This window comes from Microbulbifer sp. CNSA002, from assembly GCF_047324085.1.
Classification (GTDB): domain Bacteria; phylum Pseudomonadota; class Gammaproteobacteria; order Pseudomonadales; family Cellvibrionaceae; genus Microbulbifer.
Map to the genome: position 1 here is coordinate 2,998,268 of NZ_CP172449.1, position 18,024 is coordinate 3,016,291.

Below are 18,024 nucleotides of genomic sequence, written 5' to 3' on the forward strand. Positions count from 1 at the left end.
ACAAGTTACTTAATTGCCTTTGAATCGATCCCAACGATTTAAATTATTGGCGTAAAATACCTTTATCGAAATAAAAAACCGAGTATTTCTAGCGCCAATCAATTCCAGATAGGCACACAAATCAACCGTTCAAAAAATAAAACAGAAAAAACCTCAACAACATGGCGCCTTTTTATTTTTAATAAGTTTTTTTGCGCCATTTTCCATTAAAAAATGCATTGGGCACTTCTTAATAGGTAAAACACTAACACCTTATTCCGCAGAGTGGAATGCTGTATTCACTTTTGCTATGGTCGTCACCATAATAACCAAAGTGAGAGAAGCCCCCATGTCGATCACGCCCATTCAATCCTCCGATACAATGTTGCAGTCACTTGCTGAAATTCAGGAATATGAAAAAGTCCCCCTTTCGCAGCGATACCCCTGGGAAAGCACTTTTGATTTAATCCGGCAATCTGCCCGCCTCTACCAACATGACTCGGCCATCGAATTCCTGCCAACGGCCGCACCTGACGAAGACACGGTTAAAGTAAGTTTCTCCGAGTTATCCCAGCGAGTGCACCAGACTGCCAATCTTCTTCACTCCATCGGTGTTGAGCCAACCGATACAGTGACTTTACTACTACCCAATTTGCCAGAAACCCATTTTGCACTTTGGGGAGGCCAGGCAGCAGGTATTACCAGCCCTATTAATCCTTTGCTGGAACCCGAACATATAATCGAAATTATGAATACCACCAGGGCTAAAGTCCTGGTCACTCTTGGCCAAGATCTTAGCGAGGAAATATGGGATAAAGTAACGCAAATTCTCGAGCAAGTTCCCACATTAAAAACTCTGTTACTAATCAGTAAAAAGCCAATTAGCAATACTCCAGTTCCAGCGGGTATTCACGCGGATAATTTTGTCTCGGCTATATCCCAACAGCCGGACGATCATCTAAAGAGTGAACGTTATATCCAGGGGAGTGAAACCGCTAGTTATTTCCACACCGGGGGCACTACTGGAAGACCTAAAATAGCCCGCTTAACTCACAGCAATATTGCCTTCGTCGCTCAATTAAGTGCTGATACGTCATCCAGTAAAGGGCGCTTCGCTACCCTGAGCGGACTTCCGCTGTTTCATATTTTCGGTACGGTTGTTGCGGGTATTGGCACCCTATTGGCCGGACGCACAATTGTTATCATGACACCCTCTGGTTTTCGCTCACCCAATGTCCTACCAAATTGGTGGCATCATGTTGCGCGTTTTCAGGTGAAGGGCTTTGCCGCCGTCCCCACCATCCTCGGTGTATTGCTGCAAATTCCCGTTGGTGACAATGACATCAGCTGTCTGACAGATATTGGCTGTGGAGCCTCCACCCTGCCAACGGGGTTGAAGAATGCCTTTGAGGAGAAGTTCAATGTCCTTGTCAGTAATGGCTACGGCATGACGGAGTCCAGCTGCCTTTTAGCTCGCCCTCCTACCGATATGCAAGCCCCTGAAGGCAGCGTCGGCCGGCGATTGCCTTATATGGAAATGAAAATTGCAGAAGTAGACGGTACCCGACTGGTTAGAACCTGCAATACAGGAGAGGTGGGCATAGTACTCGCGCGCGGGCCACATATTTTTTCTGGCTACTTATCAGAAGAGGATAATGCTAAAGCCTGGGTCGATAAGTCCTGGTTTAATACCGGCGATATGGGGTATCTCGATGGAGATGGTAACCTGTTCTTAACTGGGCGGGCCAAGGATTTAATTATTCGCGGCGGCCACAATATAGATCCGGCTCTGATCGAAGAACCATTATCCCGTCACCCTGCCGTTGCTATTGCCGTTGCAGTTGGTCAACCAGATGCTTATGCCGGAGAAGTTCCAGTAGCTTACGTTACCCTGTTTCCATCCACTAACCCGCCCACAGAAGAACAACTCATTGACTATTGCCGCAGCCAAATTTCTGAGCGTGCAGCCATTCCTAAGCGCGTGGAAATTATTGATGAGATTCCACTCACTGCTGTAGCCAAAGTATTCAAACCAGCTCTGCGCAATCGCGCTACCGAATATGTCGTAGGCCAGGCATTAGAGGAAAAAAGTATTACCGCTAAGTTTTCCGCCCACTTCGATGCATCCGTTGGCCAGGTAGCAAAAGTTCAACTTGAACAAGCCTCCAGCAAAGCCGCTGTAGAGGAAGCCCTGGAAAATTTACCCGTGGCTTTGGAGTTTGAATAAAAGAAATTACCGCATGACTCAATGCACTTAGAACTCCAATATCGGAAATTTCACTATGTCACATGCCTATATTTATGACGGCGGCCGCAGTGTTTTTGGCCGCCACGGGGGCAGCCTTTCCAGTATCCGGCCCGACAACCTGCTTGCCCATGTCATCAGGACCCTGACTGAAAGAAATAATTTTAACCCTCAACATTTTGAGGACGTTATTGCGGGCAATACCAATCAGGCGGGAGAAGACAGTCGCAACGTTGCCCGATTTTCAGGCCTGCTAGCAGGCTTGCCCATATCCACTGGCGGCATAACGGTAAATCGCCTTTGTGGTTCCGGCTTGGCCGCCATAGCAGATGCCGCTCGCTGCATTCGCGCCGCAGAAGGAGAGCTATTTATCGCGGGAGGTGTCGAATCAATGAGTCGCGCCCCCCTGGTTCTCTCCAAAGCCAACAGTGCTTTTGATCGCAATCAGGTATTGGCAGATACGACCCTAGGCCCCCGCTTCACCAACCCAGGCATTGTTGCTGAGTATGGAAGCCACACCATGCCTCAGACCGCAGACAATATTGCATCAGACCTGAATATTTGCCGGGAAGAGTGCGATACATTTGCATTGGCATCACAAACTAAATACGAGTCGGCACGTACCGATGGCTTCTTTGTCGATGAAATTATTCCCATCGAAGTACCCCAAGGTCGCAAGAAGCCAGCCCTTCTTATCGATACGGATGAACATCCCCGTCCCAATGCAACATTGGAGCGACTTCAAGCCCTACCCGCGCTTTTCGAAGATGGAGTGGTTACTGCCGGCAACGCTTCCGGCATCAACGATGGCGCGGCGGCACTCATTGTTGGTAGCGCCGAAGCAGGCCAAGCAGCAGATCTAAAGCCAAGGGCACGTATTCTCGCCAGCGCCATTGCAGGAGTAGAGCCGCGAGTGATGGGGTTGGGCCCGGTACCGGCTACCCGTAAAGCCCTTGCCCGGGCGGGCTTGGAGCTTGGGGATATGGATGTAATGGAGTTCAACGAAGCTTTTGCGGTACAGGCTATGGGCTGCCTCAAAATGCTCGAAATTGATTATGCGGACCCACGGGTAAATCCCAATGGTGGTGCCATCGCCGTTGGTCACCCCCTGGGGGCCAGTGGTGCCCGTATTTTGCTAACAGCATTGCGCCAGCTGGAACGTACCGGCGGGCGCTATGCACTGGCCACCATGTGTATCGGGATTGGCCAGGGCATCGCTGTAATCATAGAACGCATTTAAACCTGATTAGATGTAAATAAAACCGAGACCGAACAGTTGTCACTTAAGATCTGGAGATAGCAATGTCTAGTGTAAGTTATGAACTCATTGGCGATATCGGTGTAATTCGATTGAACAACCCTCCTGTGAACGCCCTCTCTCACGGCTTGCGTGAGGGCATTTGGGGGGCGATTAAGAACGCTCAAGGCGATGCATCAAAAGCCCTGGTGCTAGTGTGTGAAGGCCGAACTTTTATCGCTGGTGCGGACATTACGGAATTTGGCAAGCCACCACAGGCACCCGCCCTATCAGAAGTGATTGCGGAAATAGAAAACTCCTGTAAACCAGTGATCGCCGCCATTCACGGTACGGCACTCGGCGGTGGATTCGAAGTGGCTCTAGCCTGCCATTACCGCTGTGCAATAGCATCGGCCAAAGTGGGACTGCCAGAAGTCAAACTGGGATTACTGCCAGGAGCCGGTGGCACCCAGCGCACCCCACGCTTGTCTGGTGTTGCCGCTGCACTGGAATTAATCACAAAAGGCAGTCCAATACCGGCCTCTAAAGCCAAAAGTATGAAGTTGATAGACCGGGTTATCGATGATGACTTGTTAGAGGGAGCCCTCGCCTTTACCCGTGAATTGATAACAAATGAAGCTCCTCTGCGCCGAGTCAGAGACATCGTAATAGATCCTGACAGCATTCCTGAGGGAGTGTTTGATGATTTCCGCAAGCGTCTTGAAAAGAGATCACGAGGTCAGCTTGCACCGCAACATATTGTTACCTGTATAGAGGCCGCAGTTCACCAGCCTTTTGATCAAGGTCTCGCGAAAGAGCTCGACCTGTTTATCGAATGCCTGCTCTCCAGCCAATCGGCTGCCCTCAGGCATTTGTTTTTTGCCGAGCGCACTGCAACCAAAGTCACGGGCTTACCAAAAGACCTACCCACCAGGGAGATAAAGAGCGTGGGCATTATCGGTGGAGGCACTATGGGCGGAGGCATCGCCATGAATTTTGCCAATGTCGGTATTCCAGTCAAACTGGTAGAAATCGATCAAACTGCGATAAATCGAGGGCTAGCAGTAATCGACAAGAATTACACCATCAGCATGCAGAAAGGGAAACTCACAGAAGGTCAAAAAACTCATTGTCTCTCGTTGATTTCCGGCACAACTGACTACGCAGACTTAGCTGACGTAGACCTGGTCATTGAGGCCGTATTTGAAAATATGGAGCTCAAACAGGAAATTTTTGCCAAATTGGATCACTCCTGCAAACCCGGTACCATCCTTGCAACCAACACTTCCTACCAGGATATTGATCAAATCGCAGCTGCAACCAGCAGGCCTCAAGACGTTATAGGGATGCATTTTTTCAGCCCTGCCAATGTAATGAAACTACTCGAGGTGGTTCGCGGCTCGCAAAGTTCTGACGATGTAATTGCCACTGCCATGAAACTCGCTAAAACGATCAAGAAAGTACCCGTACTAGCGGGAAACTGTTACGGCTTTATTGGCAATCGAATGTTGCGCCCCTATGGCAGAGAGTCGCAGCTGTGTTTAATCGAGGGCTCAACCCCGGAGCAGATTGATTCGGTTATGCAGTCTTGGGGGATGGCTATGGGCCCTATCGCCGTTGGAGATCTAGCGGGACTGGATATCGGCTACAAGGCGCGCCAGGGCCTGAGCGAATCAGAAAGAGGGGAGCCAAAAACTTACTGTATTGCAGATGCCCTGGTTGAAATGGGCCGCCTGGGCCAGAAAAGTGGAGCCGGCTACTATCGCTACGATCCCGAAACTCGCGCTCGCAGCAGCGACCCTGAAGTGCTGGAAGTCATTGAAGCCCAAGCTAAAAGCCAAGGGGTTGTAAGGCGGGAGATCTCCGACGAGGAGATTCTAAACCGCCTAACTTTCGCGCTGATTAATGAAGGAGCCAAAATCCTGGAGGAAGGCATAGCCCAACGTCCGAGCGATATAGACGTTGTATATGTTTACGGTTATGGCTTTCCGCCCCATCGTGGAGGACCTATGCACTATGCCGACAGTATTGGCTTGAAGGAAATCTACGAAAAAATATGTACTTTCCGCCAGCAGCATGGAGATACCTACTGGACTCCAGCCCCTTTACTGGAACGGCTAGCCCAAGAGGGAAAAACATTTGCGCAATGGGCTGATGGCAAAATCTAAGTTTGTAAACTATAGGGGAAGCCAGTATGACTACTGGCTCCGCTGCAGCCAAATAAAGAAGTTGTGTCACCATGAGTAGGCCTGATGCCTTAGTCGAAGTACAATCTCCACCAAGTCAGCCACTCCGCACGGATATCCAAAACTGGAAGGGCATTGGTTTTGCATTGGCTACCGCGCTGGTAGCAAGTACAGCGGCCGCAGCCAGCAAATGGGTGTCTACCGCTGTACCCGTGCCATTAATTACGCTCAGCCAATACAGTATCTGCCTGATACTGCTAACCCCATGGCTAGTGCGACAAACGCCTCGACACCTTACCACCCAACACTGGAGAACCCACCTAATACGCGGTTTTGCAGGGTGGTTATGCTTTTTCACATATTTTTCTGCCCTAAGCAAAATTTCACTAATGGAAGCAGGGTTATTGCGTAATGCAGCTCCCATTTTTGTTCCCCTTATTGCCTGGCTTTGGTCTCGAGCACAGATCCCCATAGCCCACTGGCTACCAATCTTACTGGGCTTACTGGGGATCACCTTGATTCTTCAACCCAACGTGGACGGTATTAGTAGCGGCCATGCCCTCGGCCTGATTTCTGGGCTTACCCTGGCTGCCTCTATGGTCGGAACACGAATTTTGTCCCATACCGACCGGCCCAGCCTTATATTGTTTTACTACGTATTAATCTCGTTTGCGTGCAGCCTGCCCCTGGGTATCTATTATTGGGAACCAGTACCTTTATGGACACTCCCCTATCTTATTTTCAACGGTGTGTCTGTACTCTTGGCTATCTGGCTGTACACCAAAGCATATAGCTATGCAAAACCCAGCGTGGTGTCACCAATCAGTTACTTTGGTGTGGTTATTGCCGGACTTCTAGGTTGGCTCATTTGGCAGCACTTACCTAATACTATTGCACTGGTGGGGACGCTGATCGTTATCAGTGCAGGATTGCTCACAGTCTACCTTTCAACTCAGAAAACAAATTGTAGCGACCCATCATAAACTTACTTTCTAAGGTGAAATTGGATGAATTGGCAGAACAAGAAACAACCCCCGTTCAATGACCATCTAGGTATAACCATAGAAAATTGGCAGGAAGGCCATGTTGCAATCAGAGTAGAAGTACAACCGGAACATCTGAATACCCACGGTGTACCCCACGGTGGTTTTATTACAACATTAATAGATATCGCTGGCTCTTACTGCGGCCTCTACTGCCCCCACCCCAACCGCCGTCGTAGAGCCTTTACACTGTCTTTAACAGCAAATTTCACCGGTCAGGCCAAGACTAACCAACTCACTGCGATAGGTAAGCTAACGAGTACTGGACGAAAGATATTCTATTCATATACAGAGGTATACGACAGTGAAGGAACTTTAATTGCTACCGGCCAAATGACTATGCGCTATCGTGGTGGCAGTGAAACATTGGATGGTGAACTGATTGAAAAGGAATCTTACGAAGCTGCTGAATAGATATTCTAAGTATCTATCCACTTTACCATAAAGTATCTCCAGACTCTCACCGCGATGCGGCACTAGGTCGCAATGATCAGCGGCTCAATTAGCTTCACCGAAACTACTAGAAATGACATAAACGTAATAGGTGTTAAAATTAGAAGAGGGTCTTCCTTAGAGAAAGTAAACATCCATTGAAATTTCTCTTATTCTAACTTAACATTCAATACATATATGCTTACTGTGAAACTGGCTTAAATTCTCATTTAATGTTGCAGCCTATAAATCCACATCAGATAGATATTGATTTCTATATGCATTTAAATACGAGCCAAAATTTTCGTACTATCTTAGATCCCTCACCAAGCTAAGAAAAGATATCATATACTATTGATCCATGCGGAGAACTATAAAACCAACAACTCTCCAGCTGCAAAAAATGAAATGCCAAAGAAATACATCAAAAAATATAACATACCCATTTAAATTAGCTTGTTTTTCGCATGAACCACCAGATGGACAAATCACCCTTCTACTGTGTTTAACCATGATAAACTAGTGTTACCGTTATTTCAGTATGGTTATATTTTAATTTTTAGGGCGCATTTATAGGCAGTCGGGGCCGGAGCGAAAGCCATACCATTCAAGGGCTAACAATGATTATTCACGAATAGTACGTGCCCCCCTTTGGGAGGAGGCAGGTGAGCTAATTATGACTCCAATTATTATGATAGAAGCTATTCTGTTACTAACGCCCCATAAAGCACGCTCTGCAAGGGCATTTTTGTTAACCGGTACAGATCTCGACCGCCGCGAGTAATTAGCTTGACTCAAGTCGGCCTATTTAATGTTACGCGTAGATCACTGATAGACATATTGAATACATCAGATATAAATCTCAGCTGATCGATTTAAATCTTATTTCCTTTATTCACGCCCATAAGTTCCAGCAGAACATTTTTTGGACTGACTCGCAAGCAAACTGACAAATGATGAATGTTACAAAAACAACCCTACCATGCATATCATCTGACATTACAGTATTCAACTTAATCTTCAGTTTTTCGTAAAATTTTATTAGGATGAATATCATCTGAATCAACAATAACTTTTCCTTCCTCCAACTTTTTACTAATTTTTGGCAATAAAGATTTTTATGTTGGACGACCTCCAAGATACGTGATATTAGAAAGGAAAGTATTAAGCAACTCTGTGATTGAACGCTCTTAACCCTCTACGTTAATTCTAGAACTCATACTGGCATGGAAACAATTAACGATTTTAATACAAAACTACTTCAAGCGTATGCCAAGGATCGGCTTGAAACCAGGTTTTGAGCTGAAATATGGGAGATGGTTACCGGTCGTTACTAAATGAGCCGGCTTTGAAAGATTGGTGATACTATTATATTATTTGAAGTTGGCTGTGGATTGTCTGACTTAGGGCTTGCCTTATAGCGTAAACGTTGCATTTGGGCCTAAGGGTTAACTACTACCTATTTGGCGAGAAAAAACTAACCACTTACCAATATGACTTTATTTCTCTCTACCCTTGAAAATATTAACCGGGAATTGCTTTATATTCTAACTCCTTATAGATGAGAATATTCTTCTAATGCATGAATACAGAAAAGAAATTGACGGATTAAGATTCTTGGCTGTTGCTCCCGTAATTATCTTTCACTATCATCCGGCCACACTGCCTCTGGGTTACTTGGGGGTAGATCTTTTTTTTGTGATCTCTGGATATTTGATCACCGGGCTGATAATGAAAGATGCCGATAAAGGGAGTTTCAATTTAGCTCACTTTTACATCCGAAGAATTAGGAGAATTTTACCGGCTGTATTGGTCGTATTCCTTTTTGTGTTAATTTCTGGTCTGATTTTTTTCATCTCTTCAGATTTAATCAGATTATCTACAAGCCTGCTAACAAGCTTATTTTTTGTTTCCAATATATACTTTTGGCGCTCAGGTGGTTATTTTGGTGCTAGTGATGAACTGAAGCCTTTATTACATTCTTGGTCCTTGAGTATCGAAGAGCAATTTTATCTTGTTTTCCCTTGCACGCTATTACTGCTAACCAAATTATCCAAAAATAAGAATTTTTATATAATCTTAGCTTGCTTAGTTATATTGACATCCATCAGCCTAAATATATTCATTCTTTCTATCGGGGGTGAAAATCCTGCTTTTTTTCTTACACCCACACGAATCTGGCAGCTTGCAATTGGCGTCCTAGTTGCTCTATTAGCTTATAGAAACCCACAGCAAAATAAAAACATAAATATTCTGCTATCTTACCTGGGGTTTGGGATGATCATAGTCGCGTATTCATATCCCGAAAACTCGATTATTCCAGCTATTTTGATAACGACAGGGGCAGGACTAATGTTGTATCAACCCATTGGTTCGCAAAGTTTGTTATATTGTATCTTAACTTTATCAGCAATTCGTTTTATAGGCCTTATTTCATATTCCATGTATTTGTGGCACTGGCCAGTTATCTCTATCATTAAATATGTTTATGTTGATCCACCTAGTAATTATGTATTGATATTAGGATTCTTATTTACATGCCTTGCTTCAGCTTTGACCTGGAAATTTATTGAAATTCCTTTTCGCAACAAATATCCTGATAAACTTTCCATACTATTGATTGCCCTGTTATATATCTTGATCGTCGCATCGACCGCACTAATTTTTAGCTTTAATGGATTTCCTAAGCGTCACCCTCCATTAGCAAATAGTTTTTCGGAATCGATAAGCTCTAACTTTCGTTGTGGGGTTAGAGAATACTTACCTTTTGGTGCCTCTAGAGCTTGTTTAGTCGCAGGTGATAATAAGCAACCCTATTCAACAGTACTTTTGGGTAATTCTCATGCACAAATGTATGGTCCAGCTTTTGTTAATGCATTAAACAGTATTGATGAGAAAGGTCTAATTGTCCCTTTAAATAGCTGCTTGCCAACACTTAGAGTCAATCTCAGTCAAGATTGTTTGAGAAAAGCAAAAAAGAACTATGAAGCTATTGTTTCTACTAAGGAAATACAGAAGGTAATTATCGCACAAACTTGGCATTCTAATAGATATATTAGCTCTGAAGGTAGTCTTGTCAGTAGAAAAGCCAGGGAAGCCTTGGCTGAGGCTACGATTAGCTTTGTCAATCGATTGGAGAAAGCTGGTAAGATAGTGTATGTATTAGGGCCGATTCAAATACCTGGCTATAATTTTCCATCTATTGAAAGCCGAAAGTTGGCTATGGGAATCTATAATCCAAAGCATTTCTTTGTAGGAATTGAAAAATTTAATGAAGATTATCTTGACGTTGTTAACTACCTACATAGTAGATTGGGTGACCAACTGATGTTACCTCACCAGATTCTATGCCCAGAAAATACCTGCCTATTTTCTAATGGCGAGGTTTCATACTTTAGCGATAATCACCATTTGAGTCCTGCAGGTGCATTACTTATGACTCCGTTATTTGATACGATAGTCAAGGGAACTTAAGTTAACTGTTAGGTTAGATTAAGTCGAGTATATAGTTTATTCAGGATATAAATAATGAGCATAAAATATAAACAAGGAACTAAAGCTGACTGTCATCGTGTAGCGGAACTCGATTACATAACATCCGACGGTGTTGTTGAGTATCTTTTACTCGATTTTATTCCCGACCAATCGCCCTTCGTTTCGGATAATAAGTGCCGTTAGTCCGGGAGGGTTCTTCTGATAGCGCCGGCACCTCTCCCGGCCAAGATATGATCTGAGGGAGTTGTAATGATATTGTGGAGGAACAGCTTGGATGAAATCCCAGGGGCCTCGCGTAGCTTAAACGAGAAACAATATATAAAGTAAGGCAATCCTTAGGAATAACTCGTGAGCCTTGAAGGCTAAGCCAGATCAGATATAGTTTAAACCCTATTTCCGGACACCCATCAAAGAAGTATATTTAAATGTCAAATTCATTGACATAATGTAGGGACTTCCACAAAGTACTGGATACAAAAACAGCCACCTCACCTAATTCCATGACCCTATCTCGATGCTCACAGATATCTATTGATGCAATACCCTACTATCCCTGCGTCTCTCGCTGTTTACATAGGGCATTTCTTTGCCGAAAAGATGTTCAGCTTGGGAAAAACTATGAGTATCGACGTCACTGGATTGAGGTCGGAATGTAAAAAATGCCATTTTCGCCCTTGATATTGCAGCCTATGTAGTAATGAGTAATCATTACCATATCGTACTCTATATTGACTCAAATACAGCCAAAGCTTGGTCCGATACTAAAGTCATTCATCTCTGGCAGCGAGTTTTTTAGTACATCAATACTGGCTCAACGCTGTGATCAAGGTCACCCCCTTGATCACAGTGAAATGGAAAAGCTCAACGAGCTTATCGCTCTAACGAACCTATTGCTCGCCAGGCCAATGCAGAAGAGAAGTGTACAGGTCGCTTTTCCGAGGGGTGCTTTAAGTCCCAAGCTTCGACGGATGAGAGAGCCCTTGCCGCCTACATGACCTACGTCGATCTCAATCCTATCCGAGCCAAAATGGCAAAACCCCGAAAGATTCCAGTCACACTTCCATTCTACAGTGTATTCATGTTGCAACCACAGGTGAGCAGCCCAAAGACCTACTGCCATTTGAAGGAGGTGAACATGCGTAAGGGGTTACCCTTTCAATTGGAGCACTACCTGGAACTAGCGGGCTGGAGCGGTCGATATTTAGATCCCAGAAAGTGCGGCTCCATTAATGAGAACGCCCCCCATACTCGAACACTTGGGTATACAACCAAAACACTGGTTGTATCTCAGTCGTAATTTTGAATACCACTATAATCGCCTGGTTAGATCAGCAGAGACCGTACGACAAGCTTGCATCAAGCTCGGGAAACACTGGGTACACGGTATCAGTAATTGCCAACGCTACCTTTCGGCAACACCCAGCTAATTCTGACTCTCTCCAACTGCCTTCATTCCTCTCAAATTTCTCCTAAACCCTAATTTTCACATCCGAAGCATAATGCTTACCCCTTTCACTACGCCTTAGTACCAATTTATAAAAAACCAGTCGCCAAGGGGGTACCTGCGCCTCAGCTCTCCCCCCCCTTATTTATGGGTGTCCTGAACCACCTCACCGCGATAGGTAAGTTAACGAGTACTGGACGAAAGATATTCTATTCATATACGGGGGTATAAGACAGTGAAGGAACTTTAATTGCTACCGGCCAATTGACTATGCGCTATCCTGGTGGCGGTAAAGCATTGGATGGTGAACTAATAGAAGGCGACTCAGTAAAGGAGGTTGAACAAAGAAATGTCTATCTTTGACCTACTACAGCTGAGCCGCCCACAATAACTTTGAATATGGCCTTGGAAAAATACCATAGGGGCCTACTCAACAGTTTATACATATAATTTGAAATAAGCTCGATGCAGGCAATCACACGTATTATCTCACCTATAACAGTTGAGCCAGCCACTTTTAGCAATACCCGTGGGACATAACTTTTATATCAAAAAATTCTATAAAGATTGTAAGAAATCTAACAGATCAGTCCGCTCAGAAATACTCATTGACTGAAACTTTTCCCGGCTATCCAAAGCCTCTCCAGCATGCCACAAAATAGCTTCCTCGACGGTTCGCGCCCGCCCATCATGTAATAAGTTACTGTGCCCATTTACTGCCTTTGACATACCCAACCCCCATAATGGCGGAGTTCTCCATTCCTGATTGAAATCGGCAGACTCACTCAAAGAATCAGCCAACCCCTCCCCCATATTATGAAGCAGTAAGTCAGTATAAGGGTATATGGTATTCCCCCTAAGCTCAGCAAGAGGATGGCTATGATCAGTACTCATTTCCGGTCGATGACAGGAGTCACATCCAGCTTCATAAAACAGCTTCTCTCCTGAGAGCACAGAATCTCTGGAAACGCTGCCTGGATTGCGGGGCGGCGCTCCTAAGGCTTGAAGGTAAACAACCAGGTCTCGCAGATGCTCTTCCGAAAGCTCAGCTGAATGCTCACTATATTGCCAACAGTTTATCTGCTCATACCCACAATCCGCGCTTCCTCCATTAGTAGTGACCCCAATATCACTATTAAGTGCATCACGCGTAAAACTGGTTAGACTGGCATGGCTGGCCTTCCAACCAAACCGTGCGACATATGGAAGTTCACCAGTTGGCTCTTTTACCAGTGCAGCGCGCCCAGAAATTCCATTTTCATCAGAATCATTAGGATCATGCCATTCTAATATTTCAGACTCAGGCACTGCCTCAAGCAACCCGAGCCCCAGTATTGGTTGAGGCATCCGTGGGGAAAAGTACACTATATCGCTCCCTTTGCCATCGAGCTTATTAATACTGTATACAGGCTTCCTTAACGTGTACTCGGTACCATCATCATAGTGGTTCACAACCTCTTCATAAGTAACTACCACCTGCCCTTCCACTTCTATCTTTTCGTCGGAAGAAACAGTTTGTAATAGATGGCCAAAGTAGTGATGAGGTAATGCTTGGCCCTGGACATTAAGTCCCCCAGACCCCAGTTTCATGACCATCGTCTCGGAAAAATAGCCGTTCTCTGGAGCCTGTCCACGTCCATTATTGATGTGACAAGCAAAGCACGAATGCTGTACTTTAAGATCAGTGGCTAATTCTGTTAGTTCTGCAAACCTCGGATTTCCTTCTTCCTCATGATCACCAGACTTAAAATCGGTATGGAACAACCTTCTGCCCCGCAAAAATATATTGTGGGTATCCCAATGAATATTCGATGCCTCTTGCATATTTGCTGTCCAGTCAGCAATACCACTCTCGACGATGTAACTATCGTATATGCCTGTCCCGTCTAAAATTGGATAGGTAACTTCGGTAGCGTCGTCTGACCCACCACTTGTCCATGCACCGTCGGCTCCAGCATAGTAAGTCAAAGTCTTATCTGATAAGTTTTCCGAAATAATCTCAGAAGCTGGTACAGAATCCCCCGCTATTATCGGGACAGCTGTCGCGTTACCTCCAGCTCGTATACTTTCATCAATATCGCTATCATTAACAAGATAGATACCAGGTTCACCCAACTGGATACGATAAGTATTTGTGTAGTAAATAGCTTGGCCTTCTACATTTTCATCCCCATTGTCTTTTCCCAAAAATTGCTGAAATTCAAATTCCATCCACTCGCCAACTTCCAGAACACCGTCATCTCCATCGTGCGCATCAAAAGTAATTAAACATACCCATATTTGCCCTTTCCCATCCTCATCAGCCTCAACTAAAGGATCCACCTCAAACCTAGCGTTATTATTAAAATCTGCTCGATACACATTGGAATATGCCGATCGGCACTCTGGTGAGCGGTAGTGGGCATACTCAGGGGAGTAATAGATTTCAATTAAACTTTCACCTTTTGGGGTGTGATCATGAATCTCAAGACCAAAAGTTCTATGTTCAAAATAGAATGTTGGGAAAGTATAAAATGATCCCTCAGACTCATGGCGTGATCTAGCTCTACCACTGGCGAATGTCACTAGGGTTCCATCCTCTTTTATATACCAATTTTGAGCTTCACCAGCAGGATAAGTTTCATCGAAAAGAGGCATGTAACTTAGCAGGCTATCTGTGGGGGTGGAATCCATTGCCTTATCAAATAACATGAGCTCCCAAATGGTGTAATGCGAGCTACCCTCACTTAACTCATCACCTTGAATTCGCAGATAACGGTAACTACCGGATAGTTTATGGCTATCAATTCGTGAACCGTACTGCCCATCGTCAGCAGTGACAAGCGTTTCCCACTCATTGCCATCATTTGAAGCCTGAATTTTGTAGCTAGCAGCATTATCTTCACCCCAGTCTATGATTGCCTTCGTCAGCTCAGTTGGTTCTCCAATATCCAGTAGTAAATAAGCCGTATCGCCCCCAGCCTCCCAAGCTGTACTTCTCAGACCATCAATAGCAAAATTACCTTCCCCTAAAGAAGACAAGATTGAGGCGTCCAAGGCAATATTACGCCCTACATTGCTCGGAGTTTCCTCTACGGAGTCGTAAACAGGTTCGCCATATACTTGAAACTCATAGATAGAATAGCCCCAGAAATTTCCATTACTACGAGTCAATCCATTAAGCCGTATATAACGAAATTTTCCGGATACTTGAAGAATGTCAGTTCTATCTCCAAACTCTCCATCAGAATACTCTGCTAACAGCTCCCATCCCTGCCCATCATTTGAACCTTCAAGATTATATGTATTTGCATTTGCAGCCTCCCAATAGAGCACCACCTCCTCCAATTCAGAGGTGGTGCCTAAATCAATAGTAAAAGTACTGGGATCTGTTTGATGTGAACTTTCCCAACGTGTACCCATGTCATTATCAACAGCCAAAGATGCCGACTGCACCTCTGTACTTGCAGTAACACTCTTCTCTTCAGAAAGTAATTCAGCAATCGCATTTGAACAAAAAACGGATAATAAAGTTAGGACACAACTTGCAGAAACTATATTTCTCATCAGGGCACCTATTTTCAATAGATATAGGAAGATCCCCCATAATGCGAGAGCCTCACCATCCCTGTAAGAAGTATATGCTCCTTCAATTAGCCCCACCGATATGGTGAAGTCTTCCAGCTTATAATTATTTTATTGGTTAGAAGTGAATAGCTAGATATCAGGGATTAGAAAAATAGAGACTCTTGTAACTACAACCCTTAACGTAATAACAATCCTATTAACCAGCGCCACCCAAAACCTCAATTAAATTGTAATTTATATCCAATTATTATCATTATCTATTCGATCAACAGGTAGGGATCAGCGTTAAACCGGACCAAAAATAGAATACTACGTCAACAATGAGATCTGCCTCACACCCTAGTACCCTCTAACTTTTACGATACTTAACCATACGATCTAAACTCCAACCAAGATGAAAAGATTTTTCTTGCGCCAACAATGGCAGATCAGCCTCAATAAAACGCTTATATAATATTTGCACTCCCAAGATATGATTGAGCATCGCATCCAATTGAACCTTTTTTGATCGATGTAGGGTCGGTATCTTATACTCTTGAATTAAAGTATCTATTTCCGAATATCGCAGCAATCCAGCTAAATTAACCTCCTTTGGGCTGAGAAATTTCTCAATAACTCGCTGCACCCAAGTCCAAGCTCCGGTAACGGTCTCTACCGGAGGAGCCATGAATGCAAATTTTTGCTTTTTATATAGAACATCCGGAAGAACTCCCTTCATCGCTTCGCGAAGAACATACTTTTCTGTAGTTCCGCTAATCCTGACCGATGGTGGGATTTGTATAGCAAACGCAGCCAGGTGATGATCGAGAAAGGCCGGACGAGTTTCAATGGAGTGCGCCATATCTACTCGATCACTTACCCAGCCCAATATCTGGGTCTCAAACATAGTTTTAATCCAAACATACTGAGCAACATCCAGCGGATGTCTATCTTCGAGTTGTGATAAATCTAGCGTATCAACAATTGCCTTCCCGGCATCATAACCAGATATTTCTTTACGCCACTCTTTGTTAAGCAATTTTTCTGCTTGATGATGACAGCTTAACCAAGATTGCAAGCATGTAGGGGTGAATCCTAAAGTCCGTTCCATCCCCTCTGATCGATAACTATCAATTGGCAGCATAGCTCCCTTAAATAAGCTATTGCTCCTTTCTAGATGTTGCTGCCAGGTTCTTCGTTTATTCAACTCAGCTTCAGATGTACCATACAAGTAAAAATCTTTTTTAAATGCAGGATACCCAGAAAATAGCTCATCTGCCCCCTCCCCAGTAATTGCAACCTTGTAGCCATTAGACTTAACAGCTTTACTGAGCAAAAATTTAGCTACTGATAATGTATTGTAAAATGTCCTTTCGGTATGCCAGATGGTTTCTGAATAATTTTCATATATTTCTTCATCAGTTACCTTTACTATGAATTGGCTGACACCAATCTCACTCGCGGCTTCCTTTGCGATATGAGACTCATCGTAATCCGGATTTTCAAACGCTATCGTGAAGGCGGTGAGATCCTGCTGCGAAAGCGACTGCCCTACTCCAAGCAAGCTACCCGAATCAACACCACCTGAAAGATAATAGGTTACTGGGACATCAGCTTGAAGCCTCAAAGACACGGAGTCTATAATTTGTTCCCGCAAACCCTCAATATAATACTCATCAGACTTGTCACGAGCATACTCATCTGAAATCAAAAAATCGATATCCCAATATTTATGTTGAGTAACAACCAGTTCAGTGTTGTCTCGCTTAACTTTTGTAATGCACCCAGGTTCAACCTGGAAAACCCCTTCAAAAGCGGTTGTTCCAGGAATCGATACCTGAATAAGCTGGTGATACACTCCATGCGCTGTTAGTCTTCTTTGGACATCAGGGTGGGCAAACAAACTTTTAATTTCAGAACCAAATGCTAAACCTTTTTTGATTCTTGCCCAATAAAGTGGCTTCACTCCAAACCGATCTCTAACCAAATAGAGGCAGTCCTCCATTTGATCGTAAACGGCAAATGCAAATTCTCCTCGAAGATGCTTAATAGCCCGAACAAGACCTAACTCCGCAATAAGATGCAAGATAATTTCGGAATCACTTTTACTTAAAAAATAAACTCCAGAGGCCCTCAGTCTGGCTCTTATTCGCTGATAATCATAGATTTCACCATTATGAACCAAATAGTAACGACCATCTTCTGACACATAGGGCTGAGAAGCGCGCTCATCACTCAGGTCATTGATCGATAAGCGCACATGACTCATCCCAAATCCTAGACCTGGAGGGTTTGTAAAACCTACACCATCCGGGCCACGGTGGAACTGGATAGCAGCCATATTTAGAAGGAGTTGACCATCGACAGGCATTGTACGCGCACTATGAAGAATCCCAGCTATTCCGCACATAGACGAT

9 protein-coding genes are annotated in these 18,024 nt (G+C 44.4%); 7 read left to right on the plus strand and 2 right to left on the minus strand.

Annotated features, from left to right (window positions below; all coding sequences use genetic code 11):
• The first annotated feature begins 328 nt into the window (after positions 1–328).
• The 7 genes from ACG1BZ_RS13330 to ACG1BZ_RS13360 all read left to right on the plus strand — a co-directional run bounded on the left by ACG1BZ_RS13330 (position 329) and on the right by ACG1BZ_RS13360 (position 11,914).
• Complete coding sequence (locus ACG1BZ_RS13330) at positions 329–2,206, plus strand: acyl-CoA synthetase (protein WP_413662242.1); 1,878 nt, start codon at positions 329–331, stop codon at positions 2,204–2,206.
• Positions 2,207–2,261: 55 nt separating this feature from the next.
• Positions 2,262–3,464 (plus strand): 3-oxoadipyl-CoA thiolase, encoded by a 1,203-nt coding sequence (locus ACG1BZ_RS13335; protein ID WP_413662243.1) that lies wholly within the window; start codon positions 2,262–2,264, stop codon positions 3,462–3,464.
• Positions 3,465–3,526: 62 nt separating this feature from the next.
• On the plus strand, positions 3,527–5,629 hold the full coding sequence (locus ACG1BZ_RS13340) for a 3-hydroxyacyl-CoA dehydrogenase NAD-binding domain-containing protein (RefSeq protein ID WP_413662244.1): 2,103 nt from the start codon (positions 3,527–3,529) through the stop codon (positions 5,627–5,629).
• A 71-nt stretch (positions 5,630–5,700) separates the two neighbouring features.
• A complete protein-coding gene (locus ACG1BZ_RS13345; RefSeq protein ID WP_413662245.1) occupies positions 5,701–6,630 on the plus strand; it encodes a DMT family transporter in 930 nt (309 codons plus the stop codon).
• A gap of 24 nt (positions 6,631–6,654) precedes the next feature.
• Positions 6,655–7,104, plus strand: a complete 450-nt coding sequence (locus ACG1BZ_RS13350) for a PaaI family thioesterase (RefSeq protein WP_413662246.1) — start codon at positions 6,655–6,657, stop codon at positions 7,102–7,104.
• Between the two features lie 1,596 nt (positions 7,105–8,700).
• The gene (locus ACG1BZ_RS13355; RefSeq protein ID WP_413662247.1) at positions 8,701–10,596 is read left to right on the plus strand and encodes an acyltransferase family protein; all 1,896 of its coding nucleotides are present in this window, start codon (positions 8,701–8,703) and stop codon (positions 10,594–10,596) included.
• A gap of 1,156 nt (positions 10,597–11,752) precedes the next feature.
• Positions 11,753–11,914 (plus strand): hypothetical protein, encoded by a 162-nt coding sequence (locus ACG1BZ_RS13360; RefSeq protein ID WP_413662248.1) that lies wholly within the window; start codon positions 11,753–11,755, stop codon positions 11,912–11,914.
• Between the two features lie 705 nt (positions 11,915–12,619).
• Here ACG1BZ_RS13360 and ACG1BZ_RS13365 read toward each other — a convergent pair.
• On the minus strand, positions 12,620–15,607 hold the full coding sequence (locus tag ACG1BZ_RS13365) for a di-heme oxidoredictase family protein (protein WP_413662249.1): 2,988 nt from the start codon (positions 15,605–15,607) through the stop codon (positions 12,620–12,622).
• Between the two features lie 370 nt (positions 15,608–15,977).
• Entirely contained in the window at positions 15,978–18,017 is a 2,040-nt protein-coding gene (gene asnB / locus ACG1BZ_RS13370; protein WP_413662250.1) for an asparagine synthase (glutamine-hydrolyzing), read from the minus strand.
• Positions 18,018–18,024: the final 7 nt, after the last annotated feature.

Bases quoted from the DNA above. Each gene is read 5' to 3' on its own strand.
- ACG1BZ_RS13365 (WP_413662249.1), bottom strand. From the start codon at position 15,607: ATGAGAAATATAGTTTCTGCAAGTTGTGTCCTAACTTTATTATCCGTT.
- ACG1BZ_RS13340 (WP_413662244.1), top strand. From the start codon at position 3,527: ATGTCTAGTGTAAGTTATGAACTCATTGGCGATATCGGTGTAATTCGA.
- ACG1BZ_RS13360 (WP_413662248.1), top strand. From the start codon at position 11,753: ATGCGTAAGGGGTTACCCTTTCAATTGGAGCACTACCTGGAACTAGCG.
- ACG1BZ_RS13355 (WP_413662247.1), top strand. From the start codon at position 8,701: ATGCATGAATACAGAAAAGAAATTGACGGATTAAGATTCTTGGCTGTT.
- ACG1BZ_RS13335 (WP_413662243.1), top strand. From the start codon at position 2,262: ATGTCACATGCCTATATTTATGACGGCGGCCGCAGTGTTTTTGGCCGC.
- asnB (WP_413662250.1), bottom strand. From the start codon at position 18,017: ATGTGCGGAATAGCTGGGATTCTTCATAGTGCGCGTACAATGCCTGTC.
- ACG1BZ_RS13350 (WP_413662246.1), top strand. From the start codon at position 6,655: ATGAATTGGCAGAACAAGAAACAACCCCCGTTCAATGACCATCTAGGT.
- ACG1BZ_RS13345 (WP_413662245.1), top strand. From the start codon at position 5,701: ATGAGTAGGCCTGATGCCTTAGTCGAAGTACAATCTCCACCAAGTCAG.
- ACG1BZ_RS13330 (WP_413662242.1), top strand. From the start codon at position 329: ATGTCGATCACGCCCATTCAATCCTCCGATACAATGTTGCAGTCACTT.